15 protein-coding genes and 1 pseudogene are annotated in these 17,479 nt (G+C 72.7%); 6 read left to right on the top strand and 10 right to left on the bottom strand.

Annotation, left to right across the window (positions count from 1 at the left end):
* The first annotated feature begins 174 nt into the window (after positions 1-174).
* Positions 175-1,485 carry a hypothetical protein gene (locus OG214_RS20655; RefSeq protein WP_405985567.1) on the top strand — a complete coding sequence of 437 codons (1,311 nt, stop codon included), beginning with the start codon at positions 175-177 and terminating at the stop codon, positions 1,483-1,485.
* A gap of 123 nt (positions 1,486-1,608) precedes the next feature.
* Here the strand turns inward: OG214_RS20655 and OG214_RS20650 are convergent, their stop codons facing one another.
* The 3 genes from OG214_RS20650 to OG214_RS20640 all read right to left on the bottom strand — a co-directional run bounded on the left by OG214_RS20650 (position 1,609) and on the right by OG214_RS20640 (position 4,762).
* On the bottom strand, positions 1,609-2,757 hold the full coding sequence (locus tag OG214_RS20650; RefSeq protein WP_405985566.1) for an LLM class flavin-dependent oxidoreductase: 1,149 nt from the start codon (positions 2,755-2,757) through the stop codon (positions 1,609-1,611).
* Positions 2,758-2,932: 175 nt separating this feature from the next.
* Positions 2,933-4,210 carry an acyl-CoA dehydrogenase family protein gene (locus OG214_RS20645; RefSeq protein WP_405985565.1) on the bottom strand — a complete coding sequence of 426 codons (1,278 nt, stop codon included), beginning with the start codon at positions 4,208-4,210 and terminating at the stop codon, positions 2,933-2,935.
* A 375-nt stretch (positions 4,211-4,585) separates the two neighbouring features.
* Positions 4,586-4,762, bottom strand: a complete 177-nt coding sequence (locus tag OG214_RS20640) for a putative leader peptide (RefSeq protein ID WP_382850965.1) — start codon at positions 4,760-4,762, stop codon at positions 4,586-4,588.
* Positions 4,763-4,835: 73 nt separating this feature from the next.
* Between OG214_RS20640 and OG214_RS20635 the strand changes: the two genes are divergently transcribed.
* From OG214_RS20635 to OG214_RS20620, 4 genes are all read left to right on the top strand, one after another.
* Positions 4,836-5,753 carry a LysR family transcriptional regulator gene (locus tag OG214_RS20635; RefSeq protein ID WP_363081728.1) on the top strand — a complete coding sequence of 306 codons (918 nt, stop codon included), beginning with the start codon at positions 4,836-4,838 and terminating at the stop codon, positions 5,751-5,753.
* 160 nt (positions 5,754-5,913) lie between these two features.
* The gene (locus OG214_RS20630) at positions 5,914-6,330 is read left to right on the top strand and encodes a YciI family protein (RefSeq protein ID WP_363081729.1); all 417 of its coding nucleotides are present in this window, start codon (positions 5,914-5,916) and stop codon (positions 6,328-6,330) included.
* On the top strand, positions 6,327-7,559 hold the full coding sequence (locus OG214_RS20625; RefSeq protein ID WP_405985564.1) for an RNA polymerase sigma factor: 1,233 nt from the start codon (positions 6,327-6,329) through the stop codon (positions 7,557-7,559). The genes OG214_RS20630 and OG214_RS20625 overlap by 4 nt, the downstream gene beginning before the upstream one ends.
* 127 nt (positions 7,560-7,686) lie before the next feature.
* Positions 7,687-8,454 carry an SDR family NAD(P)-dependent oxidoreductase gene (locus OG214_RS20620; protein WP_405985563.1) on the top strand — a complete coding sequence of 256 codons (768 nt, stop codon included), beginning with the start codon at positions 7,687-7,689 and terminating at the stop codon, positions 8,452-8,454.
* An 82-nt stretch (positions 8,455-8,536) separates the two neighbouring features.
* On the opposite strand, the gene OG214_RS20615 is transcribed toward OG214_RS20620, so the two are convergent.
* The 4 genes and pseudogenes from OG214_RS20615 to OG214_RS20600 form a co-directional block, all read right to left on the bottom strand.
* Positions 8,537-10,237 (bottom strand): aldehyde dehydrogenase (NADP(+)), encoded by a 1,701-nt coding sequence (locus OG214_RS20615; protein WP_405985562.1) that lies wholly within the window; start codon positions 10,235-10,237, stop codon positions 8,537-8,539.
* A 12-nt stretch (positions 10,238-10,249) separates the two neighbouring features.
* Positions 10,250-11,380 carry an MASE1 domain-containing protein gene (locus OG214_RS20610; protein WP_405985561.1) on the bottom strand — a complete coding sequence of 377 codons (1,131 nt, stop codon included), beginning with the start codon at positions 11,378-11,380 and terminating at the stop codon, positions 10,250-10,252.
* Between the two features lie 324 nt (positions 11,381-11,704).
* A pseudogene (locus OG214_RS20605) lies at positions 11,705-12,529 on the bottom strand (PP2C family protein-serine/threonine phosphatase); the annotation flags it as partial.
* A gap of 78 nt (positions 12,530-12,607) precedes the next feature.
* Positions 12,608-13,546, bottom strand: coding sequence for an SDR family oxidoreductase (locus tag OG214_RS20600; protein ID WP_405985560.1), 939 nt, complete (start codon positions 13,544-13,546; stop codon positions 12,608-12,610).
* Between the two features lie 75 nt (positions 13,547-13,621).
* Here OG214_RS20600 and OG214_RS20595 point away from each other — a divergent pair, with 75 nt between their 5' ends.
* Entirely contained in the window at positions 13,622-13,873 is a 252-nt protein-coding gene (locus OG214_RS20595; protein ID WP_405985559.1) for a hypothetical protein, read from the top strand.
* Here OG214_RS20595 and OG214_RS20590 read toward each other — a convergent pair.
* From OG214_RS20590 to OG214_RS20580, 3 genes are read right to left on the bottom strand one after another with little or no spacing between them, the layout of a single operon-like run.
* A complete protein-coding gene (locus OG214_RS20590; RefSeq protein ID WP_405987561.1) occupies positions 13,840-15,069 on the bottom strand; it encodes a beta-ketoacyl-[acyl-carrier-protein] synthase family protein in 1,230 nt (409 codons plus the stop codon). The genes OG214_RS20595 and OG214_RS20590 overlap by 34 nt on opposite strands.
* Before the next feature lie 20 nt (positions 15,070-15,089).
* Positions 15,090-15,335 carry an acyl carrier protein gene (locus OG214_RS20585; protein WP_363081736.1) on the bottom strand — a complete coding sequence of 82 codons (246 nt, stop codon included), beginning with the start codon at positions 15,333-15,335 and terminating at the stop codon, positions 15,090-15,092.
* Between the two features lie 52 nt (positions 15,336-15,387).
* Entirely contained in the window at positions 15,388-17,415 is a 2,028-nt protein-coding gene (locus OG214_RS20580; RefSeq protein WP_405987560.1) for an acyl-CoA dehydrogenase, read from the bottom strand.
* Positions 17,416-17,479 lie beyond the last annotated feature (64 nt).

The raw sequence follows: 17,479 nt of genomic DNA, 5'->3' as shown, positions 1-17,479 counted from the left end.
CCCGGTCAATTGGCTCGATCCCGGGCAATTGGCTCGATAGAGCAAGCCGTCCCGCCGAGCAGAGCAAGCCGTCCCGCCGAGCGTTTGCCCGTACAACCGTTCCGGCACCTCGGGTGTCTCCCTTCACACGGCTGTTCAGCTGTCATTCATATGCGCGCCACCTCGGAGGGCACCATGAGATCTGCGTCAACGGCCCGCGCGCTGAGGGCGGCGGCGGCCGGCGCGGTCGCCGTCGTGGGGCTGGGCTGGGGGCCGGCGGCGGCCTCCGCCGCCGCGGCCGACCCGGCGGCGCCCGAGCTGGCGGCGCCCGAGCTGGCGTTCGGGCAGACCGCTCCGGTCGACGGGATACGGCCCGGAAGCGCGAGCGGGATCTCGTTCTCGGTGACGAACAGGGGGGACGGGCCCGCCACCCGTGTGGCGCTGTTCGTCACCGGCACACAGGGACTGTCCTTCGCCGAGAAGTACTCGAACTGCGTGTACGAGGAGGTCCCGGCCCAGGACGAGGGAGCGGCGCAGGTGACCGCGGTCTGCGACATCGAGCAGACCCTGGAGCCGGGCGTCGTGTACGTGCCGGAGAAGCCGGTGGGTGTCACCGTCCTGGACCGTGCGCTGTACGAGCACCTCAGCTTCGACATCCAGGCGGACGTGCCCACCTTCCCCGAAGGAACCCAGCACGGCGGCGGGGCCGGTCCGGTGCTGCGGCTCGTCGCGCGGCAGCCGCCGGCCGATCCGGACGCCGTCTACGGCTACGAGCGGCTCGATGTCCCCATCACCGCGCGGAACACCGCGGACTTCGCGCTCACGGGAGCGAATCTCAAGGGCGAGGTGGGCGGGACCGTCACCGCGGAGGTGACGTTCGCCAACAAGGGACCGGCCTGGGTGGCCAATGACGTCAGCTCGCCCATCGGCGTGTTCGAGTTCGGGATCCCGAAGGGCACCACGGTCACCAAGGCCCCGGACTTCTGCGTGCCGGCCGGCCCGGACGGCAAGACCCTCGAAGGGGCGGCCGGGGCGTCGGCCTATCGCTGTACGACTCCGTACGGCTATGTCGACGAGAACACCGAGCTTCCGTACGCCTTCCGGCTGCGGATTGACAAGGCCGTCACCAACGCCGTCGGCAAGGTGGCGTTCGTCAAGGGCGATCACCGTTGGGGAACGCTCCCGTTCGACAAGAACCGGGGGAACAACACGGCCGCCGTGGTCGTCAACGCGACCGGCGCCGGTACCGGTGGTACGGACGACACGGGTGGTACGGGTGGTACGGGCGCCACGGGTGGTAGCGGCTCCGGTGGTACGGGCGGCGGATCGGGATCGGGTGGCGGCGGCGCACAGGGCGGCACCGGCACCCACAGCACCGGTGGTACGGACGGCGGGGCCCTGGCCGACACCGGGACCGGCATCGCCCCGCTCATCGGGGGCGGGGCCGCGGCCCTCGTGATGGTCGGCGGTCTCTTCCTCGCCTCAGGGCGGAAGCCGAACTCCTGACCCTGCCGCCACCCCTGCCGCGGCCTCTCGCACCGCTCCTCTCCTCCCGCAGCCCCGGCCCCCTGTCCGCAGCCCCGCAGCCCGGCCCCCGGCGCCACCCGAAGGGGCGCCGGGCGGGCGGGGTCAGCGGCTCACGAAAGGCACCTGACCGCTCTCGGACCGGGCCTCCGCCGCCCCCGGGTGCTGCCACAGGCCCTGGTCCGCCAGCAGCGGGAGGACTCCCTCGCCGAACCAGTACGCCTCCTCGACATGGGGATGGCCCGACATGATGAACTCGTCGATCCCGAGCCGGTGGTACTCGGCGATCCGCTCGGCCACCTCGCCATGGCTGCCGACCAGTGCGGTGCCCGCGCCACCGCGCACCAGGCCGATGCCCGCCCACAGATTCGGCGAGACCTCCAGGTTCGCGGTGCTGCCACCGTGCAGTTCGAGCATCCGGCGCTGCCCCTCCGACTCGCTGCGGGCGAGCCCTTCCTGGACGGCCCGTACCGCGTCCTCGGAGAAACCGTCCAGCAGCCGCCGCGCCTCGGCCCACGCCTGGTCCGAGGTGTCACGGGTGATCACATGCAGCCGGATGCCGAAGCGTACGGACCGTCCCTCGCGGGCCGCCAGCTCCCGTATCCAGGCGATCTTCCCGGCGACCTGCGCGGGAGGCTCGCCCCAGGTCAGATAGACATCGCTGTGCCGGGCCGCGACCTCGCCGGCCGCCGGGGACGAGCCGCCGAAGTAGACCGGCGGCACCGGGTCGGGCACCCTGGCCAGCTGGGCGTCCTCGACCTGGATGTGCGTACCGTCCAGCGTCACCGACTCGCCGCGCCACAGGGCCCTGACGACCGCGAGGAACTCCCCCGTACGCGCGTAACGGGCGTCCTTGTCGAGGAAGTCGCCGTACGCGCGCTGCTCATGGCTCTCGCCCCCGGTGACCACATTGAGCAGCAGCCGGCCGGGGGCGTGCCGCTGGAAGGTGGCCGCCATCTGCGCGGCGAGGGTCGGCGAGAGGATGCCGGGCCTGAACGCGACCAGGAACTTCAGCCGCTCGGTCTCCCGGGCCAGCATGGCGGTGGTGAGCCAGGCGTCCTCGCACCAGGCCCCGGTGGGCGTGAGCGCCCCCTCGAAACCCAGTTGCTCGGCCGCCCTGGCGATCTGGGTGAGATAGCCGAGGGTGGCGGGCCGCTGGCCCCCGGCCGCGCCGGCCGGGAGACCGTGACCGCCGCCCACGACATGCCGGCTGTCGCCGTAGGTGGGCAGGAACCAGTGAAAGGTGAGGTTCACGAGTGTCTCCGATGGTGGGGATGACCAGATGGGGAGGGTGCGGACAGAGGCGGTGACCGAACAGGCGAGGGGCCGGGGAAGAGAAACAGGACAGAGGAGCGGGACAGAGGAGCGAGACAGGGGAGCGGGAGCCGGGGAGCGGGAGCCGGGCGGACCGGCCGCCGACGCGGTCGGCTCAGAGCAGCCCGTGGCGCGGTGGCCGTGTGCCGCTCAGCACATACCGTCCGATGTGCTGCACCTTCCAGCGGACCGGATCGTGCAGCGTGTGCGTACGCGCGTCACGCCAGTGCCGGTTCAGATTGAGGCTGTCCAGGGCCGCGCGCGTGCCCGCCACCTCGAACAGGGCGCTGCTCGTCCCGACCGCCGCCTCGGCCGCCTGGACCTTCGCCGCGGCGACCGCGATCGACGCCTCCGCGGCACTGTCGTCGGTGAGATCGGCGGACGCCGCGTCCACCGCGTCCGCAGCGGCGTTGAGCAGCGCCTCCGCCGCCCGTACCCGAAGGGCGAGTTCACCGAACCGCTGGATCAGCAGCGGGTCCTCGGCGGCCGTCTCGTAACCGCTCTCGAACCACGGCCGGCTCTTCGTACGGACGAACGCGACGGCCTCCGCGAGCGCCCCCGACGCGATGCCGACGTCGATCGCCGCGTGCAGGAGCTGCGCCACGGCCCCGTGCAACTGCGGACCCTGGAAGGTGAGATGGTGCGGTACGACCCGGTCGGCCGGGACCACCACATCCGCCAGCCGGACGGTCCCGCTGGCGGTGGTGCGCTGCCCCATGCCGTCCCAGTCGTCGAGGACCGTCACCCCCGGGGCGTCGCGCGGTACGTACGCGACATGCAGCGCCTCGTCCTCGGCGCGGGCCAGGACGGGGATCCAGTCGGCGAACAGCGCGCCGGTGGAGTAGTGCTTCTCACCGCTGAGCAGGTACGAACCGGTCCCGCCCGCGTCGCCCGCCCTCGCTCCGCCCGCCGCGTCCGCCGCGCCCGACCCGTCCGCCGCGCCCGCCCCGTCCCGCAGCGGCGTCAGACGCGTACGGATGTCCTGGACGTGTTTCGTGCCCGCCTCCGACTGCGCGTTGCCGAACCGGCGCCCGGCCAGCACCTCCCCGAAGAAGAACTCCCGCTGCGCCGGGCTGCCCTGGCGCCGCAGCACACTGACGTACACGAAGTGGCTCTGCGGTATCTGCGCCAGACTCGCGTCACCGGTGGCCAGGAGACGGAAGATCTCGGCGAGCGTGCGCGCGGAGACATCCGCGCCGCCATGGGCGCGCGGCACGGTGACCCCGAGCAGACCGCTGGCGGAAAGCCGGTCGAGCTCGGCGCGGGGCAGCCTGCGCTCCCTGTCCCGCTCGGCGGCCTCCGCCCTGAACTCGTCGGCCAGTTCGCGGGCCAGGGCGAGCGCCTCCGCGTCGTCGGCCACCGTACGGACGGTACGGGCAGGTGCGGCGGTCATGGCAAGGCCTCCAGGAGGTACGGGCCGGCACACCTCGGCCGGAGACGGCCCCGGCACACCGGACGGATGGTTCGGACGACCACGAATACCGGATGGGGCCTCGGCGGAATCCACCGTGGAAGCCGTGGACGCCGTGAAATCCGTGGAATCGGCCGCGTATTGACATATGGCCATTCCGTGAAATCAGGAAGACCGGGAAGGCCGGAAAAACCGCGAGAGCCACGAGGACCGCGAGAGCCACGAGGACCGAGGCGCGCGGATCACCGTGAGGAGGGAATCCGCGGCGTGAATCCCGGCATTCGGATCGGTCACGCCGTCACCCTCGGGCGGCACCCGCACAACGGGCGCCAGACCATCGCTGACCTGGGAGTATTCTCAGCGTCCCGGCCGACAGAGGGCGCTGGAAACGCGTACGAGATCGACGTGCCGACGCCGGGTGAGATCTTGCTGCCCTGGCCTCAAGACGTCACCCCTTCCGAACGGTCGTCGCCGTACCGGCGGCTCTTTCGTCGCCACCCTACCGGCGGCCTCCTCCACGCGTCCATCAGGCATCTTCGAGCCGGTGATAGGGTTTCCCTTCCATCGGGTACAGAACGAGTACCGAACGAAATTCAGCGGGATCTCCGTGCGAATCGAGCAGCTCGAATACATCGCGGCCGTCACCCGCCTCGGCTCCCTGCGCAGGGCCGCCGAATCACTGCATCTGTCGCAGCCGGCCCTGAGCGAGACGATCCGCAATCTGGAGCGCGAACTGGGCGTGGACATACTGGACCGCAGACGGTCCGGCGCCAAGGTCAGCGACGAGGGCCGCGAACTGCTGCCGCACATCATCGGAGTCCTCGACGCCGTCGACAAACTGCGCCGCGCGGCCGACGACCAGCACCACACCAGCCGGATGATCAGGCTCGGTACGGTCAACGCCGCGACCGTACCGCTGCTCGTCCCCACCATCCGGGAGTTCCGCGCCTCCCACCCGGAGACCCAGGTCGAGGTCGTCGCGGCGCAGCAGGAGCGGATTCACCGCGAGCTGATGGAGGGCGGACTCGATCTCGGGCTCGTCAACTATCTCCAGGGCGACGACCGGCCACCGGGCTTCCACTCCACCGAGCTGCTGCGCGGCCGTCCCGTGGTCTGTGTACGCGCGGACAGCCCGCTGACGGCGCTGCCGGCGGTCGGTGTGGACGATCTGCTCGCCGAGTCGCTGATCATCATGCGCTCCGGCTATGTCATGCACCGGTTCGTCCACCGCATCCTCGAAGGCCGCAACCCCGCCTTCTCGTACTCGACCGACGGAGCGGAGATGGGCAAGCTGATGGTGGCCGAGGGCCTCGGCGCCACGGTCCTGCCCGACTTCAGCGTGATCGGCGATCCGCTGGAGCGGTGCGGCGCGATCACCTACCGGCCGCTGGCCGGCGACAGCACCGAGGTCCTTCTGCTGCTGCAACGGCCCTCGGCGAACTCCGTGCCCCGGGCCACACAGGACCTGTACCAGACCTTCGTACGGAGCGCCGACGCCTACCGCGCCACGCACGCGACCGGCTGAGACACGCCGGGACGCGCCGGGACGCGCCGGGACGCGCCGGGACATGCGAAAAACAAATATCCGAAAAATCTTCCGCGCGGTGTCGAGAACCCTTCACCGGCTCCGACGTCCCCTGTGAGAGTTGCCCACGAGGGGCACGACGCGACGGAGGAACGACATCATGAAGTATCTGGTGATGGTGCAGGGCTCCCAGGCCGACTACGACGGGATGGCCGGCAAGGCCTCCGCGCACAGCCCGGCCTGGAGCGAGAAGGACCTCCAGGCGATGTACGTCTATATGGGGGAGATCAACAACGATCTGGCCGAGACGGGTGAGCTGGTGGAGGGCAACGGGCTGGCGGAGCCCGCCCTGACCCGGCATGTGAGCCTGGACGGCGACGGCCGCCCGGTGATCACGGACGGCCCGTACGGCGAGACCAAGGAACTGCTCGCCGGATACTGGGTGCTGGACTGCGAGAGCCTGGAGCGGGTCACCGAGATCGCCGTGCGCGTCGCGCGGTGCCCCGAGCCCGCGGGCGTCCCCGCCTACCCCGTGATCATCCGCCCCATCCCCGACGCCGGCGGAGGCGATGTGTGAGAGGCACGACCGGGATCGAGGACCTGCTGCGCCTGCACGCGCCGCAGGTCCTCGGGGCCCTCGTACGGCGGTACGGGCACTTCGGCGCCGCCGAGGACTCCGTACAGGAGGCGCTGCTCGCCGCCGCCGGGCAGTGGCCGGAGCGGGGCGTCCCCGACAATCCGCGCGGCTGGCTGATCAAGGTGGCCTCCCGCCGTCTCATGGACCAGTTGCGGGCGGACACGGCACGGCGCGGGCGTGAGGAGACGGCCGCCGCGCTGCTGCCCCGGGACGCCTTCGTGACGCCGCCGCCCGGGGAGAGCCGTGCCCCGTCCGAGGACGACACGCTCACCCTGCTCTTCCTGTGCTGTCACCCCGGGCTGACGCCGGCGGCGCAGATCGCACTCACCCTGCGGGCGGTCGGAGGTCTGACCACGGCCGAGATCGCCCGCGCGCATCTGGTGCCGGAGGCGACGATGGCGCAGCGCATCAGCAGGGCGAAACAGAAGGTCAGGGGTGTGCCCTTCGGACAGCCGGGGCCCGAGGACCGCGACCGGCGGCTGGCCGTCGTCCTCCAGGTGCTCTATCTGATCTTCAACGAGGGGTATACGGCGACCTCCGGCAGCGATCTGCACCGCGCCGATCTCGCCGCCGAGGCGATCCGGCTGACCCGTGCGGTACGCCGGCTCCTGCCCCGGGAGGGCGCGGTGACCGGGCTGCTGGCGCTGATGCTGCTCACCGACGCCCGCAGCGCGGCGCGCACCGGGCCGCACGGCGAGCTGATCCCGCTCGACGAGCAGGACCGCGCCCGCTGGGACCGGCGCGCGATCGCCGAGGGCACCGCCCTGGTGGAGGAGGCCCTCACCCAGGGGCCGGCCGGTCCGTACCAGGTGCAGGCGGCGATCGCGGCGCTGCACGACGAGGCGGCGCGCGCCGAGGACACCGACTGGCCGCAGATCCTCGCGCTGTACGACAATCTCGTACGCCGCGCGCCCGAGCCGATGGCCGAACTGGGCAGGGCCGTCGCGGTCGCCATGGTGCGCGGCCCCCGGGCGGGGCTCGCCGAAGTGGCGGGGCTGGCGGACCGGTTGGCGGGCCATCACCGGCTCGACGCGGTCCGGGCCCACCTCCTGGAGCGGACGGGGGACACCGAAGGCGCGCGAGCCGCCTACCAGTTGGCGGCCCAGCGCACACTCAGCGTGCCGGAGGCGCACTATCTCAGAACGCGCGCCGCGCGGCTGGCGCGCTGAGTCCCCACGCGCTGAGCCCCGTCCCCGGCTCATACGTTTCGACTCATACGTTTCGACAGCTTCGACAGCTTCGACAGTTTCGAAAGCGGAGTCCGCTCCGCCCACGAAGTCCATGGAACGGAGACACATGGGACAGCTCGACAACAAGACGGCGCTCGTGACCGGCGGTTCCGCCGGTATCGGTCTCGCCGTCGCCGACCGCTTCGCCGCCGAGGGCGCGACGGTGTACGTCACCGGCCGCCGCAAGCCCGAACTGGACGCGGCCGTGGACGCGGTCAACGGCCGGGCGGGCGGTGAGCGGGCCATCGGCATACCGGGCGATGTCTCGGACCTGGACGATCTCGACCGGCTCTACGCGACGATCAGGGAACGCAGCGGCCGGCTGGACGTCCTCGTCGCCAACGCGGGCGGCGGTGAGTTCGCCCGGCTCGGGGAGATCACCGAGGAACACTACGACCGCACCTTCGACATCAACGTCAAGGGACTGGTCTTCACCGCCCAGAAGGCGCTGCCGCTGTTACCCGACGGCGCCTCGGTGATCCTGCTCTCCTCCACCAACGGCTCGCGCGGCGTGGAGGCGATGAGCGTCTACAGCGCCACCAAGGCCGCGATCCGCAGTCTGGCCCGCAGCTGGGCGGCCGAACTGGCCGGGCGGGGCATACGGGTGAACGCGATCAGCCCCGGTCCCGTCGAGACGCCCGGTATCGACGGGCTGGCCGACCGCGGCCCCCGGCTCCGGCGACGGCTGAAGGACAGCTTCGCGGCGGGGATACCGCTGGGCAGGATGGGCCGGCCGGAGGAGGTCGCCGCCATGGCCCTCTTCCTCGCCTCCGACCAGAGCTCGTTCACCACCGGAGCCGAACTCTTCGTCGACGGCGGCCTGGCCCAGACCTGACGCTGCGGCCGCGCCTGCGACTGACGCTGCCGCTGGCGCTGGCGCCGCGCCCGGCACCGGCCGGACCGCTCGCGAGCGCCGCTCAGATCTGCTCCCGCGTGCCGTCCAGGCGGCGCCGCAGACCGTACGGGTTCTCGTCGGAGAGGGCGGGGGGCAGCAGATCGGCGGGTACGTCCTGGTAGCAGACGGGGCGCAGGAAGCGGCGGACGGCCAGGGTGCCCACCGAGGTGGAGCGGCTGTCCGAGGCGGCGGGGAACGGGCCGCCGTGCACCATGGCGTGCCCGACCTCGACCCCCGTGGGCCAGCCGTCGAAGACGATCCGTCCGGCCTTGGTCTCCAGGATCGGCAGCAGCGCGCGGACGGTGTCCAGATCACCCGTACGCCCTTCCCCGGCGCGCCCTTCGCCCGCGCGCCCTTCCGCCGTACGCCCTTCGCCCGTACGCGCTTCCCCCGCACGCGGCTCTCCCGTACGCGGTTCCCCCGGGCGCGCTTCCCCCGCGCCGTGGTGGACCGTGGCCGTGAGCTGCCCCCGCAACGCCCGCGCGACCTCGACGAGCCGGCCGGGATCGCGGCAGACCACCACCGTCGCGGCGGCGCCGAACACGTCGTCGTGCAGCCCCGGCCGCGCGAGGAACAACTCGGCCGGGGCGGTGAACAGCCGGGCCACACAGGTGTTGGCGCCCTCGCCCGGCCGGCCGGCGGCCCTCTCCCGTACGCCCTCGACCGCCGCGAGCGCCGCCACGGCGCGTTCGTAGGCGTCATGGACACCACGGCTGAGCATCGTCTCGCCGGTGTACGCGGACACCTCCTCGCCCGCGGCCGTCAGGAACTCCGTCAGCTCCGGCCCCTCGACGGCCACCAGCAGCCCCGGTTTCGTACGGAGCTGCCCCGCCCCCGTCGTCAGCGACGCGACGAAGCCCCGGGCGAGCGCGGCGGCCCGGTCGCGCAGCGCGGAGGGGAGCAGAAAGACCGGATTGACGCTGCCCATCTCGGCGTACACCGGGATCGGTACGGGCCGGGCGGCGGCCGTACGCAGCAGCGCCGTGCCGCCCGCCCGCGAGCCGGTGAAGCCGACCGCCCGGATGCGCGGATCGGCGACCAGCGCCCTGCCGATCTCGACGGCGGAGCCGAAGAGCAGCGAGAAGACTCCTGCGGGCAGCTCGCTCTCGCGTACGGCGGCGGCCACCGCCGAGCCGACCAGTTCCGAGGTGCCCAGATCGGCGCTGTGCGCCTTGACCACCACGGGACAGCCCGCGGCGAGCGCCGCCGCCGTGTCACCGCCCGCGACCGAGAAGGCGAGCGGGAAGTTGCTCGCGCCGAACACCGCCACCGGCCCCAGCCCCACCTGACGGGCCCTCAGATCGGGGCGGGGGCGCGGCGTGCGGTACGGCAGCGCCCGGTCGATCCGTGCCTCCACCCAGCCGCCGTCCCGTACCTCGGCCGCCAGGAGCCGCAGCTGATCGGTCGTACGGTCCCGTTCGGCGCGGATACGGCCGGACGGGAGGCCGCTCTCCGCCATGGCCCGGACGGTCAGCTCCTCGCCGAGCGCCTCCACCCGGTCCGCGACCCGCTCCAGGAAGGTCGCGCGGCGCTCGGGGGAGGTCGCCCGGTACGCCGGAGCGGCCTCTTCCGCCAGCTCGCAGGCGCGGGCGACGTCCTCGGGGGCCGCGGAGCCGTAACCGGGTTCCAGCACCGTGTCCGTACGGGGGTCGACCGAGGCGATGACCGGCTCCCGGCCGGTGCGCCGCTCGGCGCCGAGGAACATCGCTCCTGTGAGGGGCATGGCTCGCTTCCTTCATGGACTCCCCCGGCTCTCCCCGGGCTTTCCGCTCCCCCGTATCCCTTCTCCCCTTTCTTCTTTGCCCCCTTTCCCTCCTTTCCCTCCTTGGTGGTCTCCTTCGCCTTCTTCGCCTTCTTCACCAGCTCCGACGTCCCGCCTCCAACGACCTCCTTCCTGTCTCCAGCGGCCCGCCTTCTCCCCCGGCACAAGCCGCTCCACCACCTCGCCCAGCGCGTCACAGGCCTGCTCGATCCTCAGCCGGACGTTCCGCTGCTCGGTGATGATCGCCGCCAGCAGCAGCGAGGTCAGCGCCGCGGACCCGTTGAGCGCCTGAAGGCCGATCATCCGCTCGATGAGGTTGTGATGGGCGAACCCGCCGACCGGATCGGTCGACTCGGAGATCGTCAGTACGGAGACGAACAGCACATACGGCGCGCTCCCGGGCAGCTCGAAGCGGAGAGCCGCCCAGATCAGCACCGGGAAGACCAGGAACAGCAGGGTCAGCGAACTCATGATGGCCAGGGGTGTGAGCACGGCGGCGGTGATCACCAGAGCCGTCACCTCGGGCCAGCGGTGGGTCGGTACGGGCAGCCGGAACCTGCGCAGCGCGAGCAGGAAGGGAGCGACCACCAGCACCCCCATGGCGTCGCCCGCCCACCACGCCGACCAGATGGCCCAGAAGTCCCCCGGGGCCAGTCTGCCGGCGAGGACCATCGCCCCCGCGCCCGCCGTCGCGCTGATCAGCATCCCCACCAGGGCGCCCAGGAACACCAGGGCGACCCCGTCCCGCAGCCGGTCCAGCTCCGGACGGAACCCCACGCGCCGCAGCATCAGACAGGCGCAGACCGGGGCGAGGGTGTTCCCCGCCAGGATCGCCACATCGGCGGGCACGAAGGGGCCGAGCGTCACGATGCTGAAGAGGGTGCCCAGAGTGATCCCCGGCCAGACGTCGAGACCGAGCAGGAGCAGAGCGGTCAGGGCGATACCGGTGGCCGGCCAGAGGGGGGTGACGGTCGCGCCCTCGATCCGTACCTGCTTCAGCAGCCCGAGCTGCCCGCCCGCGTAGTAGGCGACGGCCACGCCGAGGATCCGCAGAACGGTCAGGGACAGCCGTCGGAACGCCTCACCGCTCGCTACAGCAGCCATCGGACAGTGCCTCCCGCCCGGGTCGGCCGTGCCCCGCACCGCCGGCGCGGCACGTCACCCGGTCCTGTGCGCGGTGGCGCCGTCGGGCAGCGGCGCGTCCGGGACGACGGTGTGCGGTCCGGCCGCGTCCGGCGACCCGCGGGACGGGACGGCCGTCCGGGCGGCCCGGGAACCGGTCCCGACCGGCGATGTACAGGTCTCGACCGGTGACGTACAGGTCTCGACCGGTGACGTACAGGTATCGACCGGTGACGTACAGGTCTCGACCGGTGACGTACGGGTATCGACCGGTGACGTACGGGTATCGACCGGTGATGTACGGGGTGCGCGGGGCGGCCCGTCATGGCGCAGGACGAGGACGGCGGCGTCGTCCGTGTGACCTGTCAGCTCGGCCACCTTCATCACCTCGGCCGCCAGCTCGCCGGGATCGGCGCCGGCCCCGGCGGCGACCACCTTGGCCACCCGGGCCAGCCCCTCCTCGACCGGGAAGGTGGGCCCCTCGATGACACCGTCCGTGAGCAGGACGTAGGCTCCCGCGCTCGTCAGACCGCGGCGGGTCACGGGGTACCTCTCGCCCGCCACGATGCCCAGCGGGGGACCTCCCGCGTCCTCGGCGTATCCGGACCAGCCGTCGACCGTCGCCCACACCGAGGCGACATGGCCGGCGCGAGCGCTCCGGATCTCCCATCGCACCGGATCGAAGCGGAGGAACGTACAGGTCGCGAAGAGGCTGGAGTCCGCCGACAGCAGCAGATCGTTCGCCAGGCTCAGCACCTCGCCCGGGTCCCGCGCGGTGGTGGCGACCGCCCGCAGTCCGATCCGGACCTGTCCCATGAACGCCGCCGCCTCGACATCGTGGCCCTGCACATCGCCGACGCAGAACGCCAGCGATCCGTCGGAGAGCGGGAAGCCGTCATACCAGTCACCGCCGATGTCCAGGCCGTCGCGGGAGGGCGCGTACCGGGCGGCGGTCCGCAGCCCCGGCACCGCGGGCAGCCGGGCGGGCAGCATGTCCCGCTGCAACGCCTCGGCCAGCTCCACCCGGGCGTGCTGGAGCTCCGCCCCCTCCCGCGCCTGGGCGGTGAGGCGCCCAAGTGTGCTCAGCAGATCCTCGGCGCTCGTCGAGCGCGGGGGACGACGCCGGGTCATGCACCGCCTCGCTACGGAGTAGCCATGTGTGGCCTTGTGGCCCCTGGGGTCCGTGCGGCTGCACAAACCCCGCATTCATCATATTTCCGGTACGGGACTCGTGCCGGACAGCGGATGCGGAACCGTCGGAGCCGTCGGAGCCGTCGGACGACTCGTACTGTCCGCCGCGCCTCCCGCGCCCAGCAGCGTCGCGGGTGCGTCGGCGGCCCGTGGTTCGAGCACCGGCATATGCGCGCGGGTATGGCGGACCACGAGGGAGGGAAGGGCGGTGCGCGCGAACCGGGCCGCCCGCAGCCACGGCTGCCCGTAGACATTGCGGGCACGGCGCTCGACCCCCGCCGCGAGCCGGTCCACCGCGGGGCCCAGCGGATAGGTGCGCCCGGCCGGCCAGGGCAGCCGGGAGCGCAGCTCACGCAGCGCGGCCACCTGCTCGCCGCCCCTGACCATGTCGGTGTCGGTCCAGCTCAGATAGCCGACCCCGATCCGTACGCCATGGTGCGCGACCTCGGTCCGCAGGGTGTGCGCGAAGGCCTCCACCCCGGCCTTCGACGCGCAGTACGCCGTCATCATCGGCGCGGGGGCGAGGGCCGCGAGCGAGGCGATCTGGAGGTAGTAGCCGCGTGAGTCCAGCAGCGCCGGGAGAAAGGCGTGGGCGGTGTTGGCGCTGCCGATGAGATTGACCTCGATGACACGCCGCCACACGTCGGGGTCGCGGTGGCGGAAGAGACCGCTCGCCGCGACCCCGGCGTTGGCGACCACCACATCGATCGTGCCAAAACGTTCCTGGACGCTCCGCGCCGTACGGACCATGGCGTCCGCGTCGGTCACATCCGTGTGCCAGTGCGCCGCCTCGCCGGTCAACGACGCCGCGACACGGGCGAGTTCGGCCTCCTCCAGACCGACGAGGGCCAGTCGCGCGCCACGCGCGGAGAGGGTGCGGGCGAGCTGCTCGCCGACACCGCGCGCGGCGCCGGTGACGACGGCGGTACGGCCGAGAAGCGGCGGGTGTCCGCGCATGGGTGAGCGTTCTCCAGTCGGGGTCGGTGGACCCGTCGGGTCGGTGGACCGCCCCCCGGCGCCGGGGGACCGGTGGTGGGGGACGGCGTTCCGTGCGGGGGCACGACGGCGGTCACGACGGCGGTACGGGGCGCCCCGTACGACGACGGCGGCGATCCGTGCGGCGGATCGGCGATCCGTACCGCGTGCGGCGGGTCGGCGATCCGTACCGCGTGCGAGGACAGCGGATCCGTACCGCGCACGAAGGGATTCCGTACCGCGGTGGGATTCCGTACCGCGGTACGGGGAAACGGTCAGGCGCGTCGCAGCGCCAGGACCGCGTTGTGACCGCCGAAGCCGAAGGAGTGGCTGACGGCCCGGTCGATCCGCTGGCGCAGCGGCCGCTTGGTCACACAGTCGATGTCGAACCCGGCCGCCGGCGCGTCCAGATTGGCGATCGGCGGGATCACCCCGTGCTGGAGCGTCAGCACGGTCAGCCCCGCCTCGATCGCGCCGGCCGCGCCCATGCAGTGCCCCAGCACGCCCTTGGGAGCGGTGACGGAGGGCCGGTGCGGGAAGACCCGGCTGATCAGGGCGGCCTCGGTCGCGTCGTTGAGCGGCGTCGACGTGCCGTGCGCGTTGACGTGCTCGACCTCGCCGGCGTGCCATCCCGCGTCCCGCAGCGCCGCCTCGACCGCCCGCTGCGCGACGGCGCCCGAGGGATGCGGGCTCGTGGGGTGATGGGCGTCGGTGGTGGCCCCGGCGCCCGCCAGCAGCGCCCGTGGCCTCGCGCCGCGCGCCCGCGCGTCCCTCTCCCGCTCCAGCACCATGATCGCGGCGCCCTCGCCCATGACCAGCCCGGCGCGGTCCGCCGCGAAGGGCCGGCACAGCTGGGCGGGGTCGACCCCGGGACCGGCCAGGGCGGCCACGCCCGAGCGGGCGAACCCGGTCATCGCGAGCGGGCAGATCATCGCCTCGGTGGCGCCCGCCACCGCGATGTCGCACTGCCCCGCGGCCAGCAGATCACGTGCCACGGAGAGCGCCGTCACCCCCGAGGAGCAGGCCGTGCACGGCGCCATGCTCGGCCCGGTGGCCCGCATCCTGACGGCGATCTCGGCCGCCGGCATATTGGGGATCGTGAGCAGGACACCCGCCGGCGAGGTGGCCTCGGGACCGCGCCGGTCGAGCGCCACGGCCTGTTCCGCCACGCTCGCGGAGCCCCCGCTGCTGGTCCCGACCACGACGGCGACCCGCGTGCCGTCCCAGGACTCCGGGTCGAGCCCGGCGTCCGCGACCGCCTCGGCCGCGGCGATCAGCGCGAGTTTCACATATCTGCCCATACGGAAGGCCGTACGCCCGCCGACCGCGGCGGCGAGATCGATACCGTCGACCGTACAGGCGAAGTCGACGGCACAGCCCCGCAGTTCCGGGAGCGTACGGGCCGACGAGACCCCGGCGCACACCCCGTTCCAGGTGGACTCGGTGTCGTTCCCGACCGGCGTGATCATGCCCAGACCGGTGACGGCGACGGCGGTTCCGGTCATCGGCCGGCGGGCGGGTCCGCTCATCGGCCGACGCTCACGGCCGCATCGTCGAGGAACGCGGTGATCTCGGCCAGGGTGGCGCCCTTGAGGAGCGTGTCCGAGTCCGTGTCGATACCCAGCGTCTCCTTGATGATCACGGCGAACTCGGCGACGGCGAGAGAGTCCATCTCCAGGCTGTCCATGGTGGCCCCGGGGACGATCTCGGCGGCGGGCACCTTGAAGGTCTCGGTGAGTACCTCGTTGATCCGCGGGTGGATCTCGCTCATGGCGTGTCCTTGCGTTGTTGGTGGGAGGGATCGGTTCTGGAGGTCGGTGGATTCAAGCGGGTACGGAGTGCCAGGCGGCCTGCGCGTCGTCGTACGCGTCGACGTAACGGGCCCCGGCGATGGGCCAGTCGGCGAGCATCTCCTCGGGCAGGGCGAAGGCTTCGACCAGGGTGGGCGCGTGACCGGCCAGTTCGGCGATGAGCCGTTCGACGGCCTCGGGAAGCCCGTCGACATGGCGTGGGGCCAGCCGGCCCGCGGCCAGCAGATCGCCGCTGTTCCGGTCGATCCACTGGAGCGCGAAGAGCCGGTGCAGCGAACGCAGCAGATCATGGGCGGCGGTGCCGGGCGCCAGCTCGGCCGCCGCCGCGGCGAAGGCCTCGCCCGCGCGGCGGTGGGCATGGGCCTCGACGGCCCGCAGCGCGGCACCGGAGGCGGTGTTCCAGCGCGCCAGCGAATCGCCGCGCGGTGCCTGGCTCATCCGGCGGCGGGCACGCGCCAGCCACACCTCCTCGACCCCGGCGAGAAGAGCGCCCAGGAAGCGGGGGTCGGAGAGTTCGCGGGTGGCCACCGGTCCGTCCTCGTCGGCGCCGTCCGCGCCGCCGTACTCACCGGGGCCACGGCGCCCGGGACCGCCACGTCCTGATCCGTCACGTCCTGATCCGTCACGTCCCGGGACGCCGTAACCCGAGCCGCCCTGCCCGGAGCTACCGTGCCCTGGGCCGCCGTGCCCGGAGCCACCGTGCCCTGGGCCGCCGTGCCCGGAGCCGTCCGACTCCGGTGACCCGGCCGCGAACAGGATCTCGGCCGCCGCCTTCGCGTAGATCGCGAGATTGTCGCCCTCCGCCGTGATGGCGCCCTCGGCCCCGGCCATCAGCTCGGCCAGACCGTTGCTCTCCAACAGCCCCTGCGCGCCGCACCGTTCCCGGCACTCCAGGATGACCGCGCGCGCCTGCCAGGTGATCCAGCCCTTGGCGACGGCGACCGTCCGCTCCGTCTCGCCCTTGCTCTCCTCGGTGTGCGCCACCCACGCGTCCAGGGCGGCGCGGTGCAGCAGGCTCATCGCGTAGACCGTGGCCAGGGCCGAGACCAGCGGGCCGTGGTGGCTGCGGTGGGCGAACACCGGTACGCGGTCCACCGCCCTGGCACCCGAGATCAGCCGGTGTCCGCCGTACCGCACGGCGAGCGCCAGGGCGACCCGCGCCCCGCCGAGGGCGCCCGCGCTCATCGAGAGCTTGCCCGTGGTGACCCGGCCGATCGAGGTCAGAAAGCGCCGCCGGCGGTTGCTCTGCTCACTGGTGAACACGCCGTCCGCGCCGAGCCGGCCCTGCGCGCCGCCCAGCAGCGCGTCCCGTGCCACGAAGACCCGGTCGAACGAGGTCAGGGAGTGGTCGACCGGGCTGCCGAAGAGGGCGGGCAGTCCGCGCACCCGTACCCCGGGGAGTGCGCGCTCGCCGTCGGTCAGCGGGGTCAGGAAGAGAAAGACACCGTGGTCGGCGCCGTCCACGAGCAGCCGGGCCGCCACCACACCCGACTTGGGGCCGCCGACCGGGCTGGTGTTGGGCATGAACTTCTGCGCCCCCGCGTGCGGGGTGTGCAGGACGAAGCCGTCCCTGTCGCGGTCGTAGACGGCCGTCGTCTCCAGGGCCGCCGCGTCGTTGCCGTGCGCCACCTCCGTACAGAGGAAGGTGCCCACCCTGCGCAGCGCCAGGAAGTCCGCCAGATCCCGGGCCGGTTCCTGGTCCCGTCCGTCCGCGCCGGCCGGGGTGGCGTGATCGAGCAGACTGCCGAGAAAGAGGTTGTAGTGAATGCCGGCCACGGTCGTGAGGCAGGAGTCGACCGGGCCCAGCCACTCGTACAGCGCCGCCAGCCGGCGGGGGTCGGCCGCCAGCGCGAGCGGGCTGTCGAGCGAGTCGTTGAGCGTACGCAGCCGCGCGTACGCCAGGGCGACCCGCGCCCGGGGAGAGGCGTCCGCCGGGCGGCGGAACGGTTCCGCCGCCACCAGCCGTCGCCAGGGTCCGTGCACGCGGGAGAACTCCTCTCCGAACAGCACACGCGTCAGCCGGGCCGCCGTGGTGTCCATCGAGTCCGCCGGGGCCGTCGGGTCCACGGCGCCCGTGGACTCCACACCGTCATGGTCGATCAGT

It is taken from the genome of Streptomyces sp. NBC_00872 (assembly GCF_045161915.1).
Taxonomy (GTDB): Bacteria; Actinomycetota; Actinomycetes; order Streptomycetales; family Streptomycetaceae; genus Streptomyces.
The sequence above is the reverse complement of the archived record's forward strand: the minus strand, read 5'-3'. Positions and strand labels throughout refer to the sequence as shown.